The following is a 25,286-nucleotide window of genomic DNA, read 5'->3' as shown; positions in this document are numbered from 1 at the left end:
CCGGCTATGACCTGAACTGGCCGACTCGGCCGTGCGGGCGCCGATGCCGAGACCCGGCATGGGCCGTCTTGCGCAGTGGAATTACGAACATGTCCTTTTTCTCTCTGATGGGCGCTCTGGAGATCGGTCTGATCTTCAGCCTCGTGGCGCTCGGGGTGCTGATTTCATTCCGCATCCTCAATTTCCCCGATCTCACGGTCGACGGCAGTTTTGCGCTGGGTGGCGCCACGGCCGCCATCCTCATCGCGAACGATGCCAATCCCTTTGCCGCAACGCTCGCGGCGATGGCCGCCGGTGCGGTTGCCGGGTTCATTACCGGATGGCTGAACGTGCGTCTGAAAATCATGGACCTGCTCGCCAGTATCCTGATGATGATCGCGCTCTACTCGGTGAACCTGCGCGTGATGGGCGCGCCGAACGTGCCGCTGATCACGTCGCCCACCGTCTTCACGATGCTGCTGCCCGAAAATGCACCGGCGTGGCTGCCCGACTATGTGCTGCGCCCGCTGATGCTGCTGGTCGTGGTGGTCGTGGCGAAGCTCGGTCTCGATTATTTCTTCTCGTCGCAGCAAGGTCTCGCGATGCGTTCGACCGGTGCGAATCCGCGCATGGCGCGCGCGCAGGGCGTGAATACCGGCCGTGAGATTCTGGCGGGCATGGCTCTGTCGAACGCGCTGGTCGCGCTAGCAGGCGCACTTTTCGCACAGTCGCAGGGCGGTGCGGACATCTCGATGGGCATCGGTACCATCGTGATCGGTCTGGCGGCGGTGATCATCGGCGAGACGATCCTGCCGGCGCGGCGTCTCATCCTCACCACGCTGGCCGTGGTGATCGGAGCGGTGCTGTACCGCTTCTTCATCGCGCTCGCGCTCAATAGCGATTTCATCGGTCTGAAGGCGCAGGACCTCAACCTGGTGACGGCGTTGCTCGTTGCGGTGGCACTGGTCTTGCCCGCAACGCGCCGCAAGCTGTTCGCCCGCAAGAACGGAGGTGCCTGATCATGCTGAGCGCAAAAGACCTTAAGATAACTTTCAACCCGGGCACGCCCATCGAAAATCGCGCATTGCGCGGCATGTCGCTGGATATTCCGACGGGGCAGTTCGTCACGGTCATCGGCTCGAACGGTGCCGGCAAGTCAACCTTCCTGAATGCGATCAGCGGCGACTTGTCGGTCGATTCGGGCACGATATCCATCGACGGCAACGACGTCACGAAGAAAACCGCGTGGCAGCGTGCCAATCAGGTGGCGCGTGTGTTCCAGGATCCGATGGCAGGCACGTGCGAGGCGTTGACCATCGAAGAGAACATGGCGCTGGCCGTCAAGCGCGGTGAGCGCCGCGGTTTTGGCTTCGCGCTCAACAAGGAACTGCGCGAGCGTTTTCGCGAAAAATTGAGCCTGCTCAATCTGGGGCTGGAGAACCGCCTGTCGGACCGCATCGGTTTGCTCTCGGGGGGGCAACGTCAGGCCGTGAGTCTGTTGATGGCCTCGTTGCAGCCGTCGCGCATTCTGCTGCTCGACGAACACACGGCGGCGCTCGACCCGAAGACCGCGTCGTTCGTGCTGGGCCTGACGGCGCGCATCGTCGAGCAGAGCAAGCTCACTGCGATGATGGTCACGCACAGCATGCGTCAGGCGCTCGACTACGGCGAGCGCACGGTCATGCTGCATCAGGGCAAGGTCGTGCTCGATGTCTCGGGCGACGCGCGCAAGGGACTCGACGTGCCGGATCTTTTGCAGATGTTCGAGCGCACCCGCGGCGAACAACTCGACGACGACGCGCTGTTGTTGAGCTAGGCGGTACGGCCGGTCGCCGGCGCGTGGCGACGGCGCGGCTATCTCACATCCCGTACCTACCGCACATTGCCCCCGCTTCGCCGGGGGCATTTCTTTTTGCGGACGCCGCATGCAGACGTCTCGACCGGCCACGCGGACGAATCCTGAAAGACGCGACAGAGCTATCGGAAAATAATCCGGGCTTTTGGTTTCAGGCAAGGCGCCCGATGCTCAACATATCGCAAAATGTCGCCGGTCCGCCGGCGCTGGCAGTGCGACCGGATTCGACACCGGCGCCCACGGGAGACCCTGAGTCCGACGCGGCCTGTGCCGCGGCCGCAAAGCCGGGCGCGGACCCATGGCCGTCGATCGGTCGCGACGTGCTGTCAATACTCGGCGCGCTGGGGACCGCGACCGGCGTGAGCCTTGCCGGCGCGCCGCTGCTCGGTTGCGCATTGGCGCTGGGCGGCGCGATCTCGGCGTTGCTTCGCTGGGGGCCGTCCTGTGCGCAGGAGCGTCAGGCGGCATTCGCCGAACTGGTGGCCGAACTGGAAGCATCGGGGGTTGCTCGAACCGACATCGACCGACTCACTTCGCTGGCGCGCGACGCGGCCGGACCGGCAGAGATCTTCCACGCCATCTTCCCCGAGGTTTCGCGCGAGGCATTCCGAAAATGGCTCAAAGGCGTGGAGGCGCTGGACACGCATCGCCGGCTCGATTTCGGCCGTATCGTCATCGCGCTGCGCGCCCGGCTCAATGCCTCGCCCCTCACGCCCGCCGACGACGTTTTGCGCGCACTGCCGGTGCGCGACTGGGTCAGAGCGGCGAACGACCAGGCCTCGCGGCTTCCCGGCCTGCCCCAATTCGGCGACCCGACGCCGCTCTCGATCGTCATTCGCGAGGCGCTGACGTGGATGTACGGCGACTTCCGTGCGTCGACCGTGGACCCGCTGGCGGTTCGCACCGCCAGGGCGGAGCACAACGCCATCGCGAACCACGATGCTGCCCAGTGGCTTGCCCTCAACGACACCCGGTCGCTGGATGCGGATGCTGCCGGCACGGCGTTGAGCGCCTGGCAGGCGCGTCAGGCGCAGGCGGTGCTCAGCGCGCGCAAGGCGGCGTTGCTCGACCAGAAGGCGTCGCTCAAGGCGGGAACCCAGAGCCGCCAGCTCGATCGCCACATCCGGGCCATCGATCTGTCGCACGCGATGCTGATGGAGCCCAACGAAGAAAAGCGCGCGGTGATGCGGCGCGAACTGGCCGGCGTAAAGGATGCGATCGCGACCTGGTCGTTGCCCAGGGCGGCGCGCGTCGCGAGGCAAAAGCAGGAGCGTGGCGAACTGCCGCCATTCGAGCCGCCGACGATTCCGCCGCCGCGCTGCCGCGTGCCGTCCCGGCCGGACAATTCGTCCAGCGTGCATGAGGTGCGCGACGCTCGAACTCAGGATGAGCGTGGCGCGCCGCACACGATGGCACACTCGGCCGGCGCCCGGCACGGCGGTGTGCTCCAAAGCGTGCCGCGTGTGCTCGGCAGGGTGGCGCACGGGCTGAACGCCGCGGTGAGCACCCTGGTGTCCTGGGGAAGGAACCACCGCGAGCCGCATGAAGAGGGCGTCGACATCCCGTTGAACACCGTGACGACGCATGACCCGCAGGCGCCGGAGGCTGCCGTGCAATCGGCAACGGGCGTGAGCGCTCACCTGATGGGGACTGCGCTGGGCCTGAGCGGTGCAGGTTCCGTGGTGTATCTCGGCCGTGAATGGATGCGCGCCGCGAGCCGTCGACTTCAGGCAACGGACGCTTCACAGTCGCGCGATGGTGACGGTTCGTTGGTGCCGACAGTCACGCCGTCGCAACAGCATCTGGTGGAGCGGCTGGCGCGCACGGTGCATGCCGGCGCCGAAGGGGTATGGGGCTCGACGCTGGACGCCATTGCCGATGTCGTATCGGCGGCCGCCGACCCTCACGCGCCGGAAACCGTCCGGCAAGTCTCCGCGATCCTGTTGAGAGACCTCGGCGAAATTCCTGTCATCGACGCCGATGCCGACGCAGAGCGTCCCGCCGGGAGCGCAGCATCGCCGCACCCCGCGGGCACCCATGCTGCCCCGGGCACCGACGCATCGCAACGGATATTGGCGCGCCGCAAGCGCGACACGCTGTCCGTCGCGGCGGCTGCGCCGACGACCGAGCGTGTCGCCCATGTGCAGACGGCGCAGACGACGCAGACGACGCAGGCAAGCGGCGCGGACCACACCGTCACCGCGATCATCGATACGGTAGATCGATACGAACATTCATCGCTCGCGTCCGACGAGGCGTTCCTGTTCGAGGCCATGCAAGCGCGCTGGCGCAGCGATCCGGCGCTCGACTGGCTGGCGCGCGCGCCCGAGTCCGAGCAAAAGCTGTGGCTGCATTATGTGCAGGCCGCAGGCGATCGTTTCGGGCAGTTCTCACAGGCGCTCGACGAAACGCAGCCGCGCGACGGCTTTGCCGTCGCGTTCGCCAGCGCGGGGCTCGACGGCTCGCCCGAATCCTGGACGGTCGGCTATCCCGCCTCGGGGCACGCCACCGGTGAGCCGGTCATGGTGCGGCGCTCGCTCATCGACGCGTGCCTCTGCGGCGATCCGGACCTCGACCCCGACACGTTCGAAGGGTTTGTGAACGGCGTGCGCGTCGACGCCGAACAGGAGAGGTGCATGCGCGCGTTGTTGCGCGACGAACGGTGCCGTACGACACCTCAGGCGCGGCTCGATGCGGCTCGCTCGCAGATTCCCGCGCTTCAGGGCCGCTTCGCGGCATTTCTCGAGGCCGAGTTGTATCGCGACATTCTGGAAGCCAAGCTCAAGGGGCATCTGACTGGCGGCTCGCACGCATGGGTCCGCGGTTTGACGCTGATCGAGCAGGCGCTGCGAGGCGCTCCGGGAATTGAGATCGGCGAGTTGCATCTGGACGCGCCCGGCGTATCCCGTCCCGTTCCGTTGTTGCCGTGGCTTGTCTTCACACGCAAGGAAGGCGATGGGGACAGCTGTGTTGTCCTGTACCGCCCGAACGACAAGGCGTGGACCGTTTTCGGCAATCGCCGCGAGCTGTTCCAGTATCTGGACCTGACCCGCATGAATCAGGCGCTGGTGGGCGAGATGGCGCCGTCCACCGTGCAGACGGGGACGGAAACGCCGAAGTCTTTCCCGCAGGTCGCATTAGAGGCGGCGGCGCCGGGCGAACGCCGGGCGCTTCGGCAATTCTTCGACGTTCAGTCCGAAAATCCCGTGAACTGGAAGTCTGACTATCTGCGCTTCGCGCCGTATGAGGGCGATGGACTCGGCCCTCGGGTCGAGCAATGGGCGCAACGGCAGCTCGAACGTCTGAGCGTCTCGCTCGATACCCTGGCCAAAGCGCCAAAGCTGCCGGCGCAACTGGCCGATGCGCTCGCGCTCGAACAGAAGTTCAGCGAATTTGAAGGCACACATCTTCCGCCCATACGAGAGTTCACGCGTCGTATCGAGAGCGGGAAGCTGACTCGCGCGCTAAAGGCGAACGGGTTGCCGGAACTGCAAAAGGCCGATGCGAACGAAGTCTCGATCGCGTTCAACGGCAAGAACATGACCCTGACGGACTGGGTGCTGGAGGGCTATCGGCAGTACGGCGACAATGCGCTGGCACCGACGAACAATTTCCTGCGTGATGCGCGCATCACTGCCAAGGATCCGGAAATCGCCCGCGTACTCGGCACCGCGAGTTTCCGGGAAAGCCTTGAGCGAAATCTGCGAACCACCTACGCCGGTGACGCATACATCGCGCACATGCGTGCCTGGATCGGCTCGGACGATTCGCAGGCGCAGTCGCTGCGCAGGCTCAATGAAGCATCGACACATGCTCAGCTTCGGTTGACGCTGTCGCAGGAGATCGCGAACGGCCGTATCGACAAGACGGATGCCGTCTGGATGAGCGCGCTGATAGAAGGCCTGCCGGACCGGACCTCAAACGGCAACGCCGCGCTTGGCGAACTGCACGTTGCCCGATGCCGCATTCCCGGCGTGCTGACACTGTCGCGCCGCTGGCGCCGCTCGGACGATCCGGCGGGACAGGCGATCCGCCAGGATTTCGTGTGGCTGCCTCACGGACCGTATGGGTCCGAGTTGATGCCCCTGTCCGAGTACCGTGCTCAGTTGCACCGTCCGCCATACGACGATGACTTGCGCTCGCGTGCGCTCGTGAGAGACCGGGAGACCATCGACGATGCATTGCGTCACAGCGACGGCGTGAGCGTGTCCGAGTTCGGCGCCCCGGTGCTCGACAGCTTTGCACGCTTTTGCGAACAACGGCTGCGCGACAAGATCGACGACGCGCAGGAGAGTACCACCGGCCGGTCCGAAATGATCTGGTCGCAGATTGTTGCGGGCGTGCGCATGGCGGCACTGCCGGTGTGCATCGTACCGGCAGGCGGTGCGGGGCTGATCCTGTGCGGACTCGGGACCGCGGTGCTGGTCGGCGAGGATCTGAAGAATGCCTACTGGAACATCCAGCGCGGCAAATTTGCCGATGCGCTGCTGGACGTGGCGTTCTTGTGGGCCGATTTCATGGATGTGGCCGCCGGCCTGAAGGTGCTCGATCCCCGGCGACTGCTGGCGTGGGCGCGCAAGGCGCGTTTTTCATCGGCCGCGGAGGTCACGCAGGCGATCGACGCGATCCAATACCAACGCGCGGCATTCGACGGGAAGGGGCGGCTCGACGGCCGGTTGGCGCAGCATGGCGTCGACGTGGAACACGCGTGGCCCATTCCCGTGGGGACAGGGCCCCGCAACGCGGGCGTGCGTTACGAGCGCGACGGGCGCAGCTATATCCGCGATGGCGGGCAAACGTTTGAGGTCTTTTCGCAGAACGGCTGGGCGACGGTGAGGGTGCGCGATCCCCTGCAACCGAACGGCGCGGGGATTCCCGTCGTCTTTCGTGACGGGAAGTGGCGGTGGGACGACGCGGGCCTGCTCGGCGGCGCGCCACAGTTGCGCGGCAACCGCGGGACGAACGACCCCGTCGTGCGCTTGATGGAGCTTGGACTCAGCCCGGCCGACGCGCAGACGTTTCTCAAGGCATTCGTGTTTCCGCGCGACGCGGCGGCGGCGCGCCGTCAGGATCTCGTGCAGGCGCTCTACAGTACCGGCAAGATTCCGCCCATGTTCTTTCCCTATGCGCGTTCGTTCGAGCGCGGCAGTATCTTCGGCTGGACAGGACAGACGCCGGCGGAGGTGCTTGGGAGCCGGGCGGTGCGCGTCGACCCCTCGCTGCAGCGATATCGCGAGCAATTCGACTTTCCGAAGGCCGCCATGTGGGCATGGTTCGATCAGGAGATGGCCACCGGGGTGCGGCCCGTCTGGGCGGCCGCCTATGCAAAAACCCTGGACGACATGTTCACCGCCGAGGAAATACTGCTGGCGAAGGGGGTGTTTCGCAGCGCCGAGGAGGCCCGGTGGTACCTTGCCGCGTTCAATCTTCCCGATGCCGCGCGCCGTCGCGAATTGATCGAAGGCAAGCTCAACGGACGCACGCCGCCGTCCTTGTACCGGTATCTGCGTCCCAGCGACATGTGGATCGTGCTGCGCAAAGAGGGGCTCACCGCGGAGCAGGTCCTCGGCGCTTCCCATGTGTTTCCGAACGAAGCCGAGGTGAAGCAGTATCTGGACAAGTTCGAGTTCCCCAGCACGGCGTTCGATGGAAAAGGGCGTGAATGGCTGGCACAGCGGCGGCTGGTGCTTGGATCGACACCGCTCGACTTCCTCGAATATCTGCGCACGCCAATCGACGTCAATGCCTCCCCGGCGAAGATGCTGGTCACCGCCGGCCTGTTTCCGAACCAGCGCGAGGCCAAGGCCTATCTCGATAACTTTTCGCCGCAGAATTTCGGCAGGGCGGGCCGGCTGTCTCAGGAGGAGGCAAGGAAGATCGCGCTCGCACGCATTCTCGAGGGGGCGCCGCCGTCGTGGGCCTTCAGGTTTGTCGAGCCCGAAGCGGTGATTCGCCTTTACGGGCCGGACCGCATTCCATTCGATATCGAGACGCTGAGCGTCGTGGAGCATACCGGAGCGCGTCTCACGCTCCCCGAGGCGATGCCCAACCTCAGGACGCTGCGAATCACCGGCCCGGTCGATCTCACACTCCCGCGCGATATGCCGGATGTCACGACGTTCAGCATCAAGTCGGCAAGACTCCCCGAGGCGTTCGCCTTGCCGCCGATGCGCCGCGTCACCGCCATCAGCATCGACGGTACGAACGTGAACTCGATCCGGATCCCCGCCGATTGCCGCGAACTGCGCGGGTTGAGCATCAATAACAACGATGCCCTGCACACGGTCGCGATTGCGTCGGCGTCACCCGGCACCCCTGATGCGGGGCCGCTTCCGATGCAGAGCATCGCGATCACCGCGAACCCGCGCCTTCAGCGAATCGACCTGCCCGTCGATATGTCCGCGCTGGATAGTCTCACCCTGACGCACAACGACCTGACGCGCGTGCCGCTGTCGCCGGACCACCGCCTGACAGGGCTTTGGCTTCTGGACTTGTCCGACAATCGCATTGCGACAATGTCGGACCTTCCGCAAATGCCGCTGTTGCGGTACTTGCGGCTGACGAACAACGAGCTTTCCCGCGTCCCCACTGCCCTTGAAAACGTACGCGGCATTGCGCAGGCAGGCGTGCAGCGGCCCCTTTTGAGCGTGGATTTGTCGCGCAATCCGATACCGGAAGAGGCGGTCGCCGACTGGACTCGCCGGGGCGCGCGAGCGACGGATTTCCGGCTGGATTTCTCGATGCCTGGCGTGAGCGGAAGACAGCGCGCGCTGGAAGACGCCGTCGCGGACTGGTTTGAGCCGTCGCTTCAGGCAGCGCGCAAGGAAATGTGGCAGCGCTTCGCCGACGAGGACAACGCCGATGACTTTTCCGCATTTCTCGATCGCCTGCGGCGCACGGTGAACTACGAGAGCGAGGCGTTTCGGACGAAGGTCACGCACTGGGTGCGCCGCCTGGAGACGGACGAGGTGTTGCGCAAGGACACCTTCCCGCTCAGCCTGTGCGCGACCGAGACTTGCGAAGACCGCGTGACCTGGACTTACGGGCAAATGAAGCAGAGGCTGCTCGCCGCGGACGTCGCCAACGGCGCTTACGACAACGACCCGGCGGCGCTCGAAACGACAATGCGCGGGCTGTTCCGTCTCGCGGAGCTTGAGGATATCGCGCGGGCGAAAGTCGCCACCATGACGTACGTCGACGAAGTCGAGGTCTACCTTGGGTATCAGGTGAAGTTGCGCGAGCCGTTGAAGTTGCCGATCGACGCCGAAGACATGCGCTTCTTCGGCGTGGCGGGCCTGACGCCCGACGACCTCGATGCGGCCAGAGTCATGGTGCTCGACCGTGAGGCGCAGCGTTTTCCGTCCTATCTGTCCAATTCCGGGCCGATACAGGAAGCGCTGCGGCGACGGTGGCCGGAAGCGTTCGACGCCGCCACCGACAAGCTCGCGCAGAGCGCCGATCCGGACGCGTTCAGAGCCCGCGCACAGGAGCGGCTCAAGGGCACCGGTCTTGAAAACGACGACGATGCGCTACGGGAAGTCGGGCCGGACGTGCAGCGCGATCTGGTACACGAGGCTTACGGGCCGCTCGTCCAGCGGCTGTTCGCCAAGGGCTGAGTCGTACGTCGTGTCTTGCCGGGCGCGGCGTAAGCGTCCGCGCCAAAGTCTGTGCCTGCGCCGTGCACGATCTCGGATCATTCCGATAATCCGGCCGCCTGTGCAGGCGCTTCCCCACGCATGCGGCTCACTTCGCCGGTTTGAGGGCCAGCGCGCGCTCGTAGAGTGCGTTCTTCGGGGCGCCGGTGATAGCCGCGGCGAGCTTCGCCGCACTCTTCGTCGGCAGTTCGGCCACGAGTAACGCCAGCACGCGCTCGGCTTCACCGTTCACGCCGTCGCCGCTGTCCTGTGCAGCGGCGCCCGACACCGCCAGCACGAACTCGCCCCGCTGGCGGTTGGCGTCGGCCCTGAGCCACGCCGCGCCATCGGCCAGCGCGCACTCGTGAATGTCCTCGAAGCGCTTCGTCAACTCGCGTCCAATCAGCAGGCGCCGCTCGCCGCCAAGCCCTGCGGCCAGGGCCTCGACCGTCTCGACGATCCGGTGGGGCGCTTCGTAGAACACCTGTGCGGCTGTCGAGGCGGCCAGCGTGGCAATCGCCTGTGCGCGCTGCTGTGCCCTGGACGGTAGGAACCCCACGAAGGTGAATGTCTCGACCCAGGCGCCCGCCGCGCACAGCAGTGTGATCACCGCGCTGGCGCCGGGCACCGGCACCACGCCGAGACCTGCCGTGCGCACCGCGTCCACCAGCCGCGCGCCGGGGTCCGAGATGCCGGGCGTGCCGGCGTCCGAAATATAGGCGATGCGCTCGCCCCCGCGCAGGCGCTCCACAACGCGCGTCGCCGCTTCGTTCTCGTTGTGCTGATGGGCCGCAATCAGCGGTTTGTCGATGCCATACCGCTGCAACAACGAGGCGCTGTTGCGCGTATCTTCGCAGGCGATGGCGTCGACCATGCCGAGGATATGCAAGGCCCGCACCGTGATGTCGGCGGCATTGCCCAGCGGCGTGGCCACGACATAGAGCGTGCCCGCCGGGTAGTGCTGGCCGTCGGCCAGCGACATCAGGCGTTCATCCATGGCATCGGACTCCGCAATCGGGGGCGCCGCCGGGCAGGGCGCGGCGCCGGTCGGGTGCGCAACGGCACCGGCGTTGCCGGTCAGGAAAAACATCGGAACAACCATGTCGAATCAGCTAGGAGTTTCGTTCGAGAGCCGCGCACAGAGCTTGTTGGAGCGGCGCGGCTGGCGGCTCGTCGCCCGCAATTATCGATGCCGGGGCGGCGAAATCGACCTCATTATGCGCGATCGCGCCGGTGTGCTGGTATTCGTCGAGGTGCGCGCACGGGCGCGCAGCGATTTCGGCGATGCGGCGCAAAGCATCACGCATGGAAAGCGGCGACGGCTCGTGTTGGCTGCGCGGCACTACCTGCTGCGGCGTCCGGCGGCACGTTGCCGCTTCGATGTCGTGACCTTCGACGGGCGCCCGCCCGTGGCCGGATGGCTGCCCGACGCCTTCCGGGCCGACGATCTCTGAGGGAACCCAAGCCGGCCGGCCCTGTTACACTTGCGGAATTGCCGTTTTCACTATCGACGGCACCGTGACGCCGGCGCGCCACAGGCGCGCGTCCCTCCGGAACCATACCCCCGGTGCGGCGCGGCCTCCGAGGCCGGCAGCTCTTGCGACACCCTGGCGAACGACCATGTCGATCAAACGAATTCAGAAACACTTTACGGAGAGCGTCGAGACCAAGCTGGCCGCGCGCGACGCGCTCGCAGGCCCCATCGCCGCCGCAGCGGACGTCATGGTCGAAGCCCTGGCCAACGGCAACAAGATCCTCGCGTGCGGCAACGGTGGCTCGGCCGCCGACTGCCAGCATTTCGCCGCCGAACTCGTCGGCCGTTTCGAGCGTGAGCGCCCGGAGCTGCCGGCCATCGCGCTGACCACGGACTCGTCGATCCTGACGGCCGTCGGCAACGACTACAACTTCGACGCCATCTTCTCGAAGCAGGTCCGCGCACTCGGCCAGGAAGGCGACGTGCTGCTCGCCATCACGACGTCCGGCAACTCGGGCAACGTGCTTCAGGCCATTGAAGTGGCCCGTGAGCGCGGCATGCACGTGATCGCCCTGACCGGCAAAGGCGGTGGCAAGGTCAATGGCGCGCTGGGCGAACTCGACGTGCACATCTGCGTGCCGTCCGATCGCACCGCCCGTATTCAGGAAGTTCACCTGCTCACCATTCACTGCCTGTGCGATCTGATCGACGCGATACTGCTGGGCGACGAGTGAACCTATTGTCATCTTGAGGCGTCAAGATCAAGTGACGGGCACCGGGTCGCGGGGGCGGGCGGTGCCGATCCGGCGCGGCGGGGGCCGTTCCGTCAGAACATCCAGGAAGGAGAAAGCCCGATGAGTTTCCGACGCGTCCAAGGCGTTGTTAAGCCGCTTGCAGCGGCCGTGCTGATTGCTGCAACCCTGGCCGGTTGCGCCCCCATCATTCTCGGCGGCGCCGCGACCGGCGCGCTCGTCGCCACCGACCGGCGTTCGGTCGGTGCGCAGACGGAAGATCGCGAAATTCAGGTCAAGGCCGAAGCCAACATCGCCAATACGCTGACCGACGACGCCGTGCATGTGAACGTGACTGTCTTCAATCGTCGTGTGCTGCTGACCGGCGAAGTCCCGAACGACGCCAGCAAGCAGGCCGCGGTGAACATCGTCAAGCAGATCAGCAACGTTCGCGGCATCGTCGACGAACTCGCCATCGGCCCGAAGAGCTCGTTCGGCTCGCGCTCGAACGACGCGTGGATCACCAGCAAGGTCAAAGCCAACCTCATCAACACGAAAGAGATTTCGGCCAACGTCTTCAAGGTCGTCACCGAGCGCGGCGACGTGTACCTGATGGGGCTGGTCTCGCAGGAAGAGGGCACCATCGGCGCGAACGTGGCGAGCCGTGTCGACGGCGTGCAGAAGGTCGTGAAGCTCTATGAATACGTGAAGCCGGAAGAGGCGCAGCGTCTGTCGACCGAAGCGAAGAACAACCCCGCTCCGGCGCAGCCCGACGATCCCAACGCCGCAACGGTCACAACGACGCCGATCGGCAACGATACCGTGACGGCCAAGCCCTTGTCGTCGCCGGCACCGATCAGCGAAGGCCCGGTCAAGCCGGGGCCGTCCAACAAGACCGGCAACTGAACGCGACAGCGCTCCGGATGGTCTTCCTGCGCACGCGCATGGGCCGTTGCCCTGCATCGAACCGCCGCGACCGTTCGCCTCGCCTTCGGGTGACGCGGACGGTCGCGGCGGTGTTCGTTCGGGCTTGCGTTCACACGTTCGTCCACGTGGGGTGCGGCGCGACGACAGGTCTTGCCATCGCGCAGACGCCGTCTGTGACGGGCGCGCATGCAGCGTCGCCGGCCTACGTGCCATCGCCGGCCGGTGACGCCTCGCGATCTTCCCTGCCCGACTGGCAAGCACGCGACTGGGCGATGGCCTGCATGAGTTGTCACAACGCGGCTGCGCCGGTCACAGCGGGGAAGACGGCGCTGCCGGCGCTCGAAGGACGTCCGGCGGCGGCGCTCATGGCGTCGCTTCGCGCCATGCGCGACGGGCAGCCACCTGCCACGCTGATGCCGCAACTTCTCAAGGGCTACCGGGACGGCGAACTGCAACGCATCGCGGACTATTTCGCCGCGCAACCGGCGATTGCGCCCCGATAGACCGGCCGCCATGGATCGCCGCCAATTCCTCCTCGGTTTGCATTCGACAGCCGCACTCGCCGGGATGTTGCCCGTCTCGCACGCCCTGGCGGCGCCGTCATGGCCGACGCCGGTCAAAGGCCGTGCGCGCGTGGTCGTCATCGGTGGCGGATTCGGCGGGGCAACGGCCGCGAAAGCGCTGCGTGTCCTGTCCGGCAACACGATCGACGTCACACTCGTCGAACCGGGTCCCGCGTTCGTTTCGTCGCCGCTTTCGAACCTCGTGGTCGGCGGTTACCTGCGCGTGAGCGATCTGAGCGTGCCATACGACGCGCTTGTCGCACGCCACGGTGTGACCTGGCGCCGTACCCGCGCCGCGGCCATCGACGCCGAGCGCAAGCAGGTCCGTCTGGCCGACGGCAATCGCCTCGCCTACGACAAGCTGATCGTCTCGCCCGGCGTGTCGCTCCAACGCGAGGCCATTGCGGGACTGAACGACCCCGCGATTCGCGAGGCGCTTCCCGTTGGCTGGACCGATGCCCGTGAGAGCGCACTGCTTCACGCCCGATTGAAAGCGATGCCCGAGGGCGGCGTATTCGCCATCACCATTCCCGAAGCGCCGTTCCGCTGCCCGCCGGCGCCGTATGAGCGCGCCTGTCAGGCGGCGTCGTGGATCCGGCAGCACAATCCGCGCGCCAAGGTGCTCGTTTTCGACGCCAACCACGAGGTACTCGCCGAAGCGGAGCAATTTCATGAGATCTGGCGCACGCAATTTGCCGGCATCGTCGAGTATCACCCGCAGTTCGACTGCATCGAGGCCGTGGCCGATGGGACGCGGCATCTGGCGCGTTTCCATCTGGGAGAAGAAATCCGTGCCGACGTGCTAAACGTGATTCCCCCGATGCGCGCCGGCGACATTGCGGTGAGCAGCGGGCTGGCCACGGCCAACGGGCGCTGGTGCGACGTTGAGTTTCTGGGTTTCGCGTCGAGCGCCGTGCCCGACGTCCACGTTCTGGGCGACGCGATCCAGATTGCCCCGCAAATGCCGAAGTCCGGCCATATGGCGAATCAGCACGGCAAGGTTTGCGCCGCCGCGATCGTGGCGGCCTTGTCGGGGCGCGCGGTCAATCCCGAGCCGCTTTACAGCAACACCTGCTACACGTTCGTTTCGGCTACCGAAGCGATGCATGTCGCAAGCGTGCATCGCTACGACGCATCGAAGCGCACCATGATGCCGGTGCCGGGCACGGGAGGCGCGTCGCCACGGGCCACACGGGACGAATTCGCCCTGGGACTCGCATGGGCGCAAGGTATCTGGGCCGACATGTTGGCGTGACGCGGATTGCGACGCGGCTTGCCGTCGTCGGTTTGTGTTTGGAGGGGAGTCTCTAAGCGCCGTGACGTACGCCCCTCCGACGCACCCGTTCGCGGTGTTGTCGCAGCGCTGCAAACCCCCCGGTTTCCCCCGTTGACGCAGCCTCACCCCTCGCGGTTACACTGGCTCCACGAAAAAATAAGCGTTGGGGGGCATAGGGATGGCGCATCGCCAGGGAGAGTCCCGTGTTGCGTCACGCGTCGCGCGTGAGGGCTCGGTCAAGTCTGTTCGCAATCGCAGTGCCGTAGGCGTAGTCGAAGTCGTCGCCGTATCGCTTTGCTCCCTGAGTCTGCTCGGCACGCATCACGCCTGGGCCGATGCCAGTCCGGTGCGCGGCGATCCGATGCAAAGCATTCCGAAGATCGAGGCGCCCAAAGCACCGGCGCCCTCGATTCACATTCAGCCGCCAACGCAGGAAGACGCGCTCAAAGCGCTGCTCGCCCGCAAGATCACACCGCAGCGCTTCGGTATCGAGGGTGTGAAGTCGTTGCCGTTCGAAGCGGTCGCAGAACGCTTTGCGCCGATGGCGGGCAAGGAAGTGACCATCGGCGATCTGGTCGAGAAAGCCAATCAGGTGACGAAGATGTATCAGGACGCGGGCTATCTGCTGTCCTTTGCCTTCGTGCCCGCGCAGGATTTCAGCGATGGCTTCGTGCGCGTGACGGTCGTCGAAGGGTATATCTCCAGCACGAAGATTACCGGCAAGCCCGGGCCGTCCGAGCAGCGCCTGCGCGATATCGCGGCGCATATCGAGGCGGAGCGGCCGCTCAGGCGCGCGACGTTCGAGCGTTATCTGAATCTGCTCACGCTCGTGCCCGGCATGAAGATCAAGGCCGACGTGCAGCCGCCCACACAGACGGACGGCGCGACCGAACTGTCGCTCGACGTCTCGCGCCAGCCGGTCACTTTGGGCACATCGCTTTCCTACAACAATCCGGGTATTCGCGGCGTCTTCACTGTCACGAGCAACGCACTTACCCCATTGGGCGAGCAGATTCAGCTGACGGCCATTGCGCCCAAGGGGCACAACGACGAGGAGTTCTACGCGGCGTCGTACGTGCAGCCGCTCGGCTCGGACGGTCTTCAGGCGCGCCTCGATGCGTCGCACTATCGCGGCCAGCCCGACGACCAGGCGCTCGCCGGCCTCACGCGCCATCTCGACACCAAGCGCGTCGCCGTGAGCGTGTCGTACCCGATCCTGCTCAACAACCAGCGCAGCCTGACCGTGAGCGGCGGCATGTACGGCGTGAATTCGCGCGACCGCTACGAGGTGCCGAATTCGCCGAACAACATCAGTTCGAAGACGAACGTGCGCGCGGGGCAGGTGCAACTCGCGTACAACGAGGTGACGGAGAAACAAACGCGCAGCGCTACGCTGGGTGTGTTCAAGGGTTTCAACGGGATGGGGGCGAGCCAGTCCTATACGACGCAGCCCGCAGGCATCCAGCAGATCCTCGGCCCGTACGATCTCGCGTTCTGGCGTTTCAACCTCGACGCCAGGCAGGGGCTGGTGCTGCCATGGGACTTCGGCGTCGTCGTCTCCGCCGGCGCACAGTACAGCGGCAACACGCTGCCGACTTCCGAACAGGCCACGTTCGGCGGCCAGCGCTTCGGTCTCGGCTATCCGGCCGGGGAAATCGCCGGCGATAAGGGTTGGGGCGCATCCATCGAACTGAACCGCATATTCCGCACGGACTTCCGTTTTCTGAAGACGGTTCAGCCGTATCTGATGCTCGACACGGCGCGCGTGTACATGAACTACGGCCAGCTGTTCCACAACCAGTTGGCCTCCGTGGGGCTGGGCGTGCGCATCTCGGACAGCAAGTACTACACGCTGGACCTGTCGATCGCCAAGCCGATGGCCGACGCGCCGACCAACTCCCCCAACCGTCCCCTGCGGTTCAACGCCAACTGGTCGTATCAGTTCGAATGAGCCGGCGCCGGGACGGCAGCCGTCGCGTTTGCCGTCCCCTGTCATTTTTCTTATCGGGTTTTTCCCTGATGTGCAGACCCGCCATGCCGTCACGCACGTCGAGGCGTTCCTCGACGCGAGCCCCGACACGCGTCGCGCCCAGGCATGCCATGAGGTTCGCTATATCCGGACGTATACATGGAAAGGCACGCCCATGCGATGCAAAGGGGCACCCTCGCGACGAAACATCGGCGTCCGGCATGTTGCAGTGCAGCTTGATTCCCTCGCCCATTATTTTGATTATCCGTATATGCGTATATAGGCATATACGAAACTCTCTGTGCCTTCGCACGAACTTGAAGACTGACCGTCATGGAAGAACTCGATCGCGTATTCGAAAAGGTGTCGCACTACTTCAGTCTGCTCTCGGAGCCGACGCGGCTGCGGATTCTGCACGCGCTGTGCGGGGGAGAGCGTTCGGTGAGCGAGGTGGTGACGGAGGTGGGTTCGTCGCAGACGAACGTGTCCCGGCACCTCGGTGCGATGTATCAGGCGGGCGTGCTTTCCCGCCGTCGCGACGGGAATCAGGTCTATTACACGATCGCGGACACCGGCGTGGTCGAGATCTGTCGCGCCGTATGCGTGCAGGTGGCCGGGCGCATCGAGGAAGAAGCGCTGCCGGAGCGTGCCGTCGACGGATTCATGCCGCGCACGAACTAATCCATAAGCGGTAAGCCGCCAGTGTCCTCGCGATGCTGGCGGACGCCACGAAACGCGAGGAGACAGGGGTGAGCGACAACGCATCGCGAGCCGGCCGTTTGCGCCGGGCGCCGGAGAACTTCGTCGACGGCACACTCGCCGCCGACATCGCACGCGACGGGCTTAACCCTTCGCGGCGCGGGTTTTTGCAACGCAGCTTTCTTGCCGCCGGTGCCGCGCTCGCGAGCGGTGCGGCGTTTGCCGCCGACGCGCCGGGTGGATCGGCGGGGGCCGGCGACCCGATGATTCTGACGCCGCGTCCGTGGGCAACGTCGCTGGGGCAACCCGTGGCCGCACGCCCCTACGGCGCGCCGTCGAAGTTCGAGGCGAATCTGCAAAGGCGCCAGTCCCCAGGCCTCACACAGACGGCACAGGCCTCCGTCGCCTTCACCCCGTTGCAAGGCCTGTTCGGCATCATCACGCCGAGCGGTCTGCATTTCGAGCGTCACCATCAGGGCTGGCAGGAGATCGATCCGACGCAGCACCGCCTGATGGTGCACGGTCTGGTGCGCGAATCGAAGGTGTACACGATGGACGACATCATGCGTTTGCCGTCCGTCTCGCGCATGCATTTCATCGAATGCGGCGCGAACACCGGCATGGAATGGGGCAATGCCGCCGTGCCGACCGTTCAGTACACGCACGGCATGCTGTCGTGCTGCGAATTCACCGGCGTGCCGCTGTCGGTCTTGCTCGATGACGTCGGTGCAGACACCAGGCGGGGGAAATTCGTGCTCGCCGAAGGCGGCGACGGCTCCGGCATGACGCGCACGATCTCGATGGAGGCGGCGCTCTCGGACGTGCTCGTTGCCTGGGGCATGAACGGCGAGATGCTGCGCCCGGAGAACGGTTATCCGCTGCGTCTGGTCGTGCCCGGCGTGCAGGGCGTGTCGTGGGTGAAGTGGCTGCGTCGCATCAAGGTGGGCGACGCGCCGTGGAATACCAAGGATGAAACGAGTCATTACGTCGATCTGATGCCGGACGGCCAGCATCGTCAGTACACGTCGATTCAGGAATGCAAGTCGGTCATCACGTCGCCTTCGGGCGGGCAGGCGTTGCTCGATCGCGGATATTTCAATGTGACGGGGCTGGCATGGTCGGGCCGCGGGCGCATCAAGCGCGTGGATGTCTCGACCGATGGCGGCAAGTCCTGGCGTGCGGCGCGCCTCGAATCGCCGGTGCTGCCCAAGTGCCTCACGCGCTTCAACTTCGACTGGCAGTGGGACGGTTCACCCGCGCTGCTGCAAAGCCGTGCGGTCGACGAGACCGGCTTCGTGCAGCCGCGTTACCGGCAATTGCGCGAGGTGCGCGGCACGAAGTCGATCTATCACAACAACGCAATCCAGACGTGGCAGGTGGCAACGAACGGGGAGGTGACCAATGTTCACGTCGACTGAACGGCGTCAGCCGGGTGCCACCGTGCGCCGTCGCGCGCAATCGGCGGTGATCGCGGGGCTTTGGTCCGGGGCGCTGGTCGTTGCGGGGCTGACGCTCACGGCATGGGTCGCCGCGCCCGCGAAGGCCGCACCGGCCGCGCCGGCGGCGCAGGGCGCCAAAGCCGTGCAGGTCGCGGCGTCCGGTTCTTCGACGCCGATCAAGGCGCCGCCGGGCATTGGCCGCGATGCCACGCCGGCGGAGCTTGGCGCGTGGGACATCGACGTGCGGCCCGATTTCAAGGGCCTGCCAAAGGGGCAGGGTTCGGTGGCCGACGGACAGAAGTTGTTCGACGCACGCTGTGCGTCGTGCCACGGCACGTTCGGCGAGAGCAACGAGGTCTTCAATCCACTGGTGGGCGGCACCACAGCGGACGACATCAAGACCGGACATGTGGCGTCGCTGCGCGGGAACAATCAGCCGGTGCGCACCACGCTCATGAAGGTCGATACCGTCTCCACGATGTGGGACTACATCCGTCGCGCCATGCCATGGAATGCGCCGCGCTCGCTCACACCGGACGAAGTGTATGCGGTCACTGCCTACATCCTGAACCTCGGCGAGATCGTGCCGGCGGACTTCGTGCTGTCCGACAAGAACATCGGCGACGTGCAGAAACTCATGCCCAATCGCAATGGCATGACGCGTGCGCACGGCATGTGGCGCGTGGGCGACAAACCGGATACCCATAACAAGGCGTGTATGCAGGATTGTCCCGAGGCTGGTATCGTGACGTCCGCACTCCCTGCGTACGCCCGCGACGCACATGGAGATCTGGCCGCGCAAAACCGGGTCGTCGGCCCGGTGCGCGGTGTCGATACGAAGCTGCCGCCGCTGTCGGGCACCGCCGCGCAAAATGCGTCGGTGCGCAAGACCGCGGCCCTCGCCACACTCGGCATGGCGAGTCCGGACGCGCCGGCCCAAACCGCCACTGCGACGTCACCGGCAGCAACGCTTGCGGACAAGAACGGTTGTCTGGCCTGTCACGGCGTTACCGACAAGAAGATCGGGCCCGCCTTTTCGGAGGTCGCCGCCAAGTACCATGGGCAGTCGAATGCGACTGAAATACTGGCGGCGAAGATACGTGCCGGAGGTGCCGGTAATTGGGGCAGCATGCCGATGCCGCCGCAATCACAGGTTGCAGAAGCCGATGTCCGTACGATGGTCGACTGGATTCTTCGTGGTGCACATTGAGCGGGCAGGGTGTCCGACGGATGCGCTGACGACGATGTCCGAGGCTGCCGCAGGACCCCCGTCCCCTACAACAACCGAAGGAGCAACAATGAAGAAGATGCTGATCGCTGCGGCCATGTTGGCCGGCACCTCGCTGGCTCACGCCGGCGTCGACGTCGCCGCTGCGACCAAACTTGCCGGTGCCAATGCCTGTATGGGTTGCCATGCCGTCGACAAGAAACTCGTTGGCCCGTCGTATCAGGAAGTCGCCGCCAAGTACAAGGGCGATAAGGATGCTGTGGCCAAGCTGGTGAAGAAAGTGAAGGGTGGCGGTTCGGGCGTCTGGGGTCCGATCCCGATGCCGGCGCACCCGAACTTGTCGGATGCCGACGCCAAGATCCTGGTGGATTGGGTTCTGGCCGGCGCCCCGGCGAAGTAAGCCTGGGGCAGGGGGCTCGCCGCAGCATCGGGCGAGCGAACGGCGGCCGGTAGGTGTCATGAAAGCATCGGACGTGTACCGGCGGCCTTCAGGGAAGAGGAAACACACAGAGATGAACCAACAGCGACGCGACATGCTGCGGTTTTCCGCGGTAATGGGACTGGCGGTGGCCGCCGGGCTGATCAAGCCCGAGGAGGCCCGCGCGGCACAGGTGGAGTGGAACAAGGCGGCGTTTGCGACCAGGAGCGTGGACGACACCGTCAAGGCGCTCGGCGGCACGAAGGCGAGCCCCAGCGACCTGGTCGTGCTGACGGCTCCCGACATCGCCGAGAACGGCGCGGTCGTGCCGGTGGCGGTCACCAGCAAGGCGCCGAATACGCAATCGATCGCGATCCTGATCGAAAAGAATCCGAATACGCTGGCGGCGTCGTTCGATATTCCGGACGGCACGGAGCCGTCGGTGACCACGCGCGTGAAGATGGGGCAGACCTCGAAGGTCTACGCGCTCGTCAAGGCGGACAACAAGTACCTCATGGCCGAGAAGGAAATCAAGGTCACGCTGGGCGGCTGCGGCGGTTGAGCGACACATCGTATAAGGCTAGAGGAGCACAACATGGGTAATCCGATGCGCATTCGCGCAACCGAGGCCGGCGGTGTCGTCGAAGTCAAGGCGCTGATGAGTCACATCATGGAAACCGGCCAGCGCAAGGACGCTTCCGGTAACATCATTCCCGCACACTTCATTCAGACGGTCACGGTCACCTGCAACGGCAAGACGGTACTGACGGCCGAATGGGGTCCGGCGGTGTCGAAGGATCCGTTCATGTCGTTCAAGTTCAAGGGCGGCAAGAAGGGCGACAAGGTCGCGGTGACGTGGACCGACAACAAGGGCGACTCGCGTACCGACGAGACCACCGTCGCCTGAGGGGCGATGCCGGGAAGCTGTGCGGTGGCGTCCGGCGGGAGTATCTTGCGCGGGCGCCGGTCAACCCACAAAGAGGAGAGTCAGATGCTTGAGGCGCAACATAGCGCACGGGTGAGCACCCCACGACACGCGGCATGGCTGCGTCGTTCCGTACTCGGCGGCATGCTCGCCATCGCGGGTGCCAGCGCCCCCGTTGCCACGGTATTCGCGGCCGACAACTCGACGGCCGACGCCATCGCGCAATATCGCGAGATGCTTGCCGACGGCAACCCGGCGGAACTCATCGAAATGCGCGGCGAGGAACTCTGGAAGACGCCGCGCGGCCCGAACAACGTGTCGCTCGCACAGTGCGACCTCGGCCTTGGCCCCGGTGTCCTGAAAGACGCCTACGCGCAATTGCCGCGTTACTTCCCGGACTCCAAACGCGTGCTCGACGGCGAGTCGCGCATCGTCGAATGCATGGTGAATCTGCAAGGCTTCAAGCGTGCGGACGTCATCAGGCAGCCGTTCTCCAGGGAAGGCCAGGATCCGACCGATCTCGAATCGCTCACCGCCTACGTGGCAGGGCAGTCGCGGGGTTCGCTCATTCGTGTGCCGCAGTCGCACAAGGAAGAGAAGGAAGCCTACGCACGCGGGCAGAAGATTTTCTACTATCGCGCCGGTCCGTACGATTTCTCGTGCGCGTCGTGTCACGGGGCGGACGACAAGCGCATCCGCCTTCAGGATCTGCCGAACCTGACCAAGCCGGCGGCCGCACGTCAGGCGTTTGCGACGTGGCCGGGCTATCGTGTCTCGCAGGGCGCGCTGCGCACCATTCAGTGGCGCATGTACGACTGCTTCCGTCAGCAGCGCATGCCGGAGCTGAATTACGGTTCGCAGGCGTCGATCGATCTGATTACCTTCCTCGGTGTGATGGCCAACGGCGGCAAGATGGACGCCCCCGGCCTGAAGCGCTGACCGATCACGAGGCATACCCATGAAATCATTCGCATTGCGCGCGACCGGCGTCGCGCTGGGAGCGGCCGGGGCTCTCGTCGTCGGCGCGGCTTTCGCACAGGGTGAGGGTGCAAAGCCCGTCACCGGTACCTCGGATGCCGCCGTCGTGCAGGAATTGCGCGACTCGTTCCGCGGCTCGGGCATCGCGCAACTCGATCGTATCGACCAGAGCGAGTTACAGAAACTGTGCACGCAGTATGCGACCAAGCCGATGCCGGCGAAAATCGCGGAGCGTCTGCAAAAGGCGGAACTGGCGAACGTGAAGGCGCCGGCCGACGGCAAGTATCTCGGCGACTGGAAGGAAGGCGAGAAGGTGGCGCAGAACGGTCGCGGCATGCAGTTCACCGACAAGGCCGATACGGTCAATGGCGGCAACTGCTACGCGTGCCATCAACTGACCAAGAGCGAGATCTCGTTCGGCAACATCGGTCCGTCGCTTTACAACTACGGCAAGTTGCGCGGCGATTCGCCTGAAGTGGTCAAGTACACGTGGGCGAAGGTCTACGATTCGCACAGTTACATGGCCTGCTCGAACATGCCGCGCTTCGGCGCAGCGGGCATTCTCACCGAGCAGCAGTTGAAGGACGTCATGGCATTGCTGCTCGATCCGGCCTCGCCGGTCAATCCGTAAGCGGTCGTGTCCGGCCAATGGCAGGTGAGCATTGGCCGTTCGTCCAGACCGGTTCATCGTCGACTTCCGGAGAACTCCATGAACGCCGAGATCAGTGGGATTCGTCACGTCGGGACACGCGCAAGGCGAGCGCCGGGCGTGTGGCGCGCGCTCGGCATCGTGCTGGGGGCGATAGGCGTGATGAGCGCGCTTGGGAGCACGCCGGCGCGGGCAGTGGAAGTCGGCGACACGGTGATGCTGCCGGCGCTCACTCTGCTCGACGGCAAGACGTTGCCTGCCAGCGTATTCAGGGACCGCACGGTCATCGTCGAGTACTGGGCGTCGTGGTGTCCGTTCTGCGCGCAGCAGAATCCGCATGTGCAGAAGCTTTATGACGCCACGCGAGGCAAACCGATCCAGATCGTCACGTTGTCCATCGACAAGAAGCCGCAGGACGCCATCGACTACGTCAAGTCGCACCACTACACGTTCCCCGCAGGCATGGAGAACGATGCGTGGCGCGCCGCGCTGGGCAAGCGCCGGGGCTTGCCGGAGTTGTACGTGATCGGACGCGACGGCCGCGTGCTGCGCAAGGAAGTCGGCGAAATGTTCGGTGAGGATGTGGCGGCGCTCGCCGATTACGCAGGCAAGTGAGGTCCCGGCCTGCCTGGCCGGGTGTTGGGGGCGGGCGTAGGGCCATCGAGAAAGAAGAGCGGTGTCGTATGGCGCGGCATCGTACGCAACGAAAAAAACCATTGAGGCGGTGCGTCGGCCAGATGCATGTGCCACGGAGACGAAATGAATCGACGCGAGTTCATGCAGGTGCTGGCAGTGGCGGCCGCCGGAGGGATGGCGCTGTCGCACCACGAGACGGCGGCGGCCAAGGCGGCTGAGGCGTTCTACGATCTGCCGGCGTTTGGCAACGTGCACCTGCTGCACTTCACCGATTGCCATGCGCAGTTGCTGCCGATTTACTTCCGTGAACCGAGCGTCAATCTAGGGATTGGCGAGCAAGCCAACAAGCCGCCGCATCTGGTGGGGGAGGCTTTCCTCAAGGCCTACGGTTTGCGTCCCGGCACGCAGGACGCCTATGCGTTCACCTATCTCGATTTCGCCGCTGCCGCCCGGACGTATGGCAAGGTCGGCGGTTTTGCGCATCTGGCGACGCTCGTCAAACGCATGAAAGCGTCGCGCCCCGGTGCGTTGCTGCTCGACGGCGGCGACACGTGGCAGGGCTCGGGCACGGCGTTGTGGACGAAGGGACAAGATATGGTCGACGCCACGCTCGCGCTTGGCGTCGACGTGATGACGGCGCACTGGGAGTTCACGTACGGTGCCGAGCGTGTGAAGTCGATCGTGGAGGAGCAGTTCAAGGGCAAAATCGATTTCGTCGCTCAGAACGTGCAGACGAATGATTTCGGCGATCCGGTCTTCGCGCCGTATACCATCAGGACGATGAACGGCGTGCCGGTGGCGATCATCGGACAGGCGTTCCCGTACACGCCGATTGCGAACCCGCGCTATTTCGTGCCGGACTGGACGTTCGGCATTCAGGAGGAGCGTTTGCAGTCGATGGTCGATGAGGTGCGAGGCAAGGGGGCGCAGGTCGTGGTCGTGCTCTCGCACAACGGCATGGACGTCGATCTGAAGCTGGCATCGCGTGTGCGCGGCATCGATGCGATTCTTGGCGGCCACACGCACGACGGCGTGCCGAAGCCCGTGGTCGTGGACAATGCCGGGGGCAAGACACTCGTCACCAACGCGGGGTCGAACGGCAAGTTCCTCGCCGTGCTCGATTTCGACGTCAGGGGTGGCAAGCCGGTGGACTTCCGTTACAGGCTGCTGCCGGTGTTCGCGAATCTGTTGCCCGCGGATGCTCGGATGCAGGCGCTCATCGAGCGTGTTCGCGCGCCGTTTGCCGCCAAACTCGCGGAGCCGCTGGCGACGACCGAGGGTTTGTTGTATCGCCGTGGCAATTTCAACGGTACCTTCGACCAGTTGCTGCTGGACGCGGTGATGGCCGAGAAGGACGCCGAGATCGGTTTCTCGCCGGGGTTCCGTTGGGGCACGTCGTTACTGCCCGGGCAGGCGCTCACGATGGAGCAGTTGCTCGATCAGACCGCCATCACCTACCCGTACACGACGCTCACGCCGATGACCGGCGAGACGATCAAGACGGTGCTCGAAGATGTGGCGGACAACCTGTTCAATCCCGACCCGTACTATCAACAGGGCGGGGACATGGTGCGTGTGGGCGGCATGGATTACACGATCGATCCGATGGCCCCGATGGGGCAGCGCATTACCGAGATGCGGTTGAACGGCAAGCTCATCGAGGCGGGCAAGACGTACAAGGTGGCGGGTTGGGCACCGGTGGCCGAAGGTGCGCAGGGCGAGCCGGTGTGGGATGTCGTCGCCCGCTATCTTCGGGCGCAGAAGACGATCGTCGCGAAAGCGCCGAAAGTCCCGGTCATCAAGGGGATGAAGGGAAATCGCGGGACGGCCTGAGCGGCGGGAGTTTGCGACGACCCGGGATGACGGCATTCCCGAGCATTTTTGTCGGCTGCTCGCCACGCCCGGA

General features: G+C 65.2%; 20 protein-coding genes. 19 read left to right on the top strand and 1 reads right to left on the bottom strand.

The features are described from left to right. The first annotated feature begins 89 nt into the window (after nucleotides 1–89). From AB870_RS22120 to AB870_RS22110, 3 genes are all read left to right on the top strand, one after another. Entirely contained in the window at nucleotides 90–998 is a 909-nt protein-coding gene (locus tag AB870_RS22120) for an ABC transporter permease (RefSeq protein ID WP_047906300.1), read from the top strand. A 2-nt stretch (nucleotides 999–1,000) separates the two neighbouring features. Continuing rightward, a complete protein-coding gene (locus AB870_RS22115) occupies nucleotides 1,001–1,795 on the top strand; it encodes an ABC transporter ATP-binding protein (RefSeq protein WP_047906299.1) in 795 nt (264 codons plus the stop codon). 206 nt (nucleotides 1,796–2,001) lie between these two features. Then, nucleotides 2,002–9,450: an NEL-type E3 ubiquitin ligase domain-containing protein gene (locus tag AB870_RS22110; protein ID WP_047906298.1), complete on the top strand. Its 7,449-nt coding sequence runs from the start codon at nucleotides 2,002–2,004 to the stop codon at nucleotides 9,448–9,450. A 127-nt stretch (nucleotides 9,451–9,577) separates the two neighbouring features. On the opposite strand, the gene rsmI is transcribed toward AB870_RS22110, so the two are convergent. Beyond that, complete coding sequence (gene rsmI / locus AB870_RS22105) at nucleotides 9,578–10,465, bottom strand: 16S rRNA (cytidine(1402)-2'-O)-methyltransferase (protein ID WP_047906297.1); 888 nt, start codon at nucleotides 10,463–10,465, stop codon at nucleotides 9,578–9,580. Between the two features lie 103 nt (nucleotides 10,466–10,568). Between rsmI and AB870_RS22100 the strand changes: the two genes are divergently transcribed. From AB870_RS22100 to soxB, 16 genes are all read left to right on the top strand, one after another. Continuing rightward, the gene (locus AB870_RS22100) at nucleotides 10,569–10,922 is read left to right on the top strand and encodes a YraN family protein (RefSeq protein WP_053059484.1); all 354 of its coding nucleotides are present in this window, start codon (nucleotides 10,569–10,571) and stop codon (nucleotides 10,920–10,922) included. A 166-nt stretch (nucleotides 10,923–11,088) separates the two neighbouring features. Next, nucleotides 11,089–11,676 carry a phosphoheptose isomerase gene (locus tag AB870_RS22095; protein ID WP_047906296.1) on the top strand — a complete coding sequence of 196 codons (588 nt, stop codon included), beginning with the start codon at nucleotides 11,089–11,091 and terminating at the stop codon, nucleotides 11,674–11,676. Between the two features lie 120 nt (nucleotides 11,677–11,796). Next, complete coding sequence (locus tag AB870_RS22090; protein ID WP_047906295.1) at nucleotides 11,797–12,579, top strand: BON domain-containing protein; 783 nt, start codon at nucleotides 11,797–11,799, stop codon at nucleotides 12,577–12,579. A 302-nt stretch (nucleotides 12,580–12,881) separates the two neighbouring features. Continuing rightward, nucleotides 12,882–13,103, top strand: coding sequence for a c-type cytochrome (locus tag AB870_RS26510; protein ID WP_157112400.1), 222 nt, complete (start codon nucleotides 12,882–12,884; stop codon nucleotides 13,101–13,103). A gap of 10 nt (nucleotides 13,104–13,113) precedes the next feature. Continuing rightward, complete coding sequence (locus AB870_RS22080) at nucleotides 13,114–14,418, top strand: NAD(P)/FAD-dependent oxidoreductase (RefSeq protein ID WP_053059482.1); 1,305 nt, start codon at nucleotides 13,114–13,116, stop codon at nucleotides 14,416–14,418. 199 nt (nucleotides 14,419–14,617) lie between these two features. Further along, nucleotides 14,618–16,390 (top strand): ShlB/FhaC/HecB family hemolysin secretion/activation protein, encoded by a 1,773-nt coding sequence (locus AB870_RS22075; protein WP_053059481.1) that lies wholly within the window; start codon nucleotides 14,618–14,620, stop codon nucleotides 16,388–16,390. 351 nt (nucleotides 16,391–16,741) lie between these two features. Further along, nucleotides 16,742–17,089, top strand: coding sequence for an ArsR/SmtB family transcription factor (locus tag AB870_RS22070; protein ID WP_047906294.1), 348 nt, complete (start codon nucleotides 16,742–16,744; stop codon nucleotides 17,087–17,089). Between the two features lie 32 nt (nucleotides 17,090–17,121). Beyond that, nucleotides 17,122–18,525: a sulfite dehydrogenase gene (soxC, locus tag AB870_RS22065; protein ID WP_047906293.1), complete on the top strand. Its 1,404-nt coding sequence runs from the start codon at nucleotides 17,122–17,124 to the stop codon at nucleotides 18,523–18,525. After that, nucleotides 18,509–19,756, top strand: coding sequence for a c-type cytochrome (locus AB870_RS22060; protein ID WP_084663999.1), 1,248 nt, complete (start codon nucleotides 18,509–18,511; stop codon nucleotides 19,754–19,756). Before soxC ends, AB870_RS22060 begins: the two co-directional genes overlap by 17 nt. A gap of 88 nt (nucleotides 19,757–19,844) precedes the next feature. Beyond that, on the top strand, nucleotides 19,845–20,174 hold the full coding sequence (locus AB870_RS22055; protein ID WP_044457412.1) for a c-type cytochrome: 330 nt from the start codon (nucleotides 19,845–19,847) through the stop codon (nucleotides 20,172–20,174). A 112-nt stretch (nucleotides 20,175–20,286) separates the two neighbouring features. Next, the gene (gene soxY / locus AB870_RS22050; RefSeq protein WP_047906292.1) at nucleotides 20,287–20,754 is read left to right on the top strand and encodes a thiosulfate oxidation carrier protein SoxY; all 468 of its coding nucleotides are present in this window, start codon (nucleotides 20,287–20,289) and stop codon (nucleotides 20,752–20,754) included. A gap of 33 nt (nucleotides 20,755–20,787) precedes the next feature. Beyond that, nucleotides 20,788–21,099 (top strand): thiosulfate oxidation carrier complex protein SoxZ, encoded by a 312-nt coding sequence (gene soxZ, locus AB870_RS22045; RefSeq protein ID WP_047906291.1) that lies wholly within the window; start codon nucleotides 20,788–20,790, stop codon nucleotides 21,097–21,099. A gap of 162 nt (nucleotides 21,100–21,261) precedes the next feature. After that, nucleotides 21,262–22,056 carry a sulfur oxidation c-type cytochrome SoxA gene (soxA, locus tag AB870_RS22040; RefSeq protein ID WP_047906290.1) on the top strand — a complete coding sequence of 265 codons (795 nt, stop codon included), beginning with the start codon at nucleotides 21,262–21,264 and terminating at the stop codon, nucleotides 22,054–22,056. A 19-nt stretch (nucleotides 22,057–22,075) separates the two neighbouring features. Next, a complete protein-coding gene (soxX, locus tag AB870_RS22035) occupies nucleotides 22,076–22,726 on the top strand; it encodes a sulfur oxidation c-type cytochrome SoxX (RefSeq protein ID WP_047906289.1) in 651 nt (216 codons plus the stop codon). A 180-nt stretch (nucleotides 22,727–22,906) separates the two neighbouring features. Continuing rightward, a complete protein-coding gene (locus AB870_RS22030) occupies nucleotides 22,907–23,359 on the top strand; it encodes a TlpA family protein disulfide reductase (RefSeq protein ID WP_047908554.1) in 453 nt (150 codons plus the stop codon). Between the two features lie 144 nt (nucleotides 23,360–23,503). After that, on the top strand, nucleotides 23,504–25,213 hold the full coding sequence (gene soxB / locus AB870_RS22025; protein WP_047908553.1) for a thiosulfohydrolase SoxB: 1,710 nt from the start codon (nucleotides 23,504–23,506) through the stop codon (nucleotides 25,211–25,213). Nucleotides 25,214–25,286: the final 73 nt, after the last annotated feature.

Source organism: Pandoraea faecigallinarum, from assembly GCF_001029105.3.
GTDB lineage: Bacteria > Pseudomonadota > Gammaproteobacteria > Burkholderiales > Burkholderiaceae > Pandoraea > Pandoraea faecigallinarum.
Note: the sequence above shows the minus strand (reverse complement) of the source record. Positions and strands in the feature narration are given on the sequence as shown.

Coding starts and splice junctions, on each gene's coding strand:
- AB870_RS22120 (WP_047906300.1), top strand. CDS start 90: ATGTCCTTTTTCTCTCTGATGGGCGCTCTGGAGATCGGTCTGATCTTC.
- AB870_RS22115 (WP_047906299.1), top strand. CDS start 1,001: ATGCTGAGCGCAAAAGACCTTAAGATAACTTTCAACCCGGGCACGCCC.
- AB870_RS22110 (WP_047906298.1), top strand. CDS start 2,002: ATGCTCAACATATCGCAAAATGTCGCCGGTCCGCCGGCGCTGGCAGTG.
- rsmI (WP_047906297.1), bottom strand. CDS start 10,465: ATGGATGAACGCCTGATGTCGCTGGCCGACGGCCAGCACTACCCGGCG.
- AB870_RS22100 (WP_053059484.1), top strand. CDS start 10,569: ATGTCGAATCAGCTAGGAGTTTCGTTCGAGAGCCGCGCACAGAGCTTG.
- AB870_RS22095 (WP_047906296.1), top strand. CDS start 11,089: ATGTCGATCAAACGAATTCAGAAACACTTTACGGAGAGCGTCGAGACC.
- AB870_RS22090 (WP_047906295.1), top strand. CDS start 11,797: ATGAGTTTCCGACGCGTCCAAGGCGTTGTTAAGCCGCTTGCAGCGGCC.
- AB870_RS26510 (WP_157112400.1), top strand. CDS start 12,882: ATGAGTTGTCACAACGCGGCTGCGCCGGTCACAGCGGGGAAGACGGCG.
- AB870_RS22080 (WP_053059482.1), top strand. CDS start 13,114: ATGGATCGCCGCCAATTCCTCCTCGGTTTGCATTCGACAGCCGCACTC.
- AB870_RS22075 (WP_053059481.1), top strand. CDS start 14,618: ATGGCGCATCGCCAGGGAGAGTCCCGTGTTGCGTCACGCGTCGCGCGT.
- AB870_RS22070 (WP_047906294.1), top strand. CDS start 16,742: ATGGAAGAACTCGATCGCGTATTCGAAAAGGTGTCGCACTACTTCAGT.
- soxC (WP_047906293.1), top strand. CDS start 17,122: ATGCTGGCGGACGCCACGAAACGCGAGGAGACAGGGGTGAGCGACAAC.
- AB870_RS22060 (WP_084663999.1), top strand. CDS start 18,509: ATGTTCACGTCGACTGAACGGCGTCAGCCGGGTGCCACCGTGCGCCGT.
- AB870_RS22055 (WP_044457412.1), top strand. CDS start 19,845: ATGAAGAAGATGCTGATCGCTGCGGCCATGTTGGCCGGCACCTCGCTG.
- soxY (WP_047906292.1), top strand. CDS start 20,287: ATGAACCAACAGCGACGCGACATGCTGCGGTTTTCCGCGGTAATGGGA.
- soxZ (WP_047906291.1), top strand. CDS start 20,788: ATGGGTAATCCGATGCGCATTCGCGCAACCGAGGCCGGCGGTGTCGTC.
- soxA (WP_047906290.1), top strand. CDS start 21,262: ATGCTCGCCATCGCGGGTGCCAGCGCCCCCGTTGCCACGGTATTCGCG.
- soxX (WP_047906289.1), top strand. CDS start 22,076: ATGAAATCATTCGCATTGCGCGCGACCGGCGTCGCGCTGGGAGCGGCC.
- AB870_RS22030 (WP_047908554.1), top strand. CDS start 22,907: ATGAGCGCGCTTGGGAGCACGCCGGCGCGGGCAGTGGAAGTCGGCGAC.
- soxB (WP_047908553.1), top strand. CDS start 23,504: ATGAATCGACGCGAGTTCATGCAGGTGCTGGCAGTGGCGGCCGCCGGA.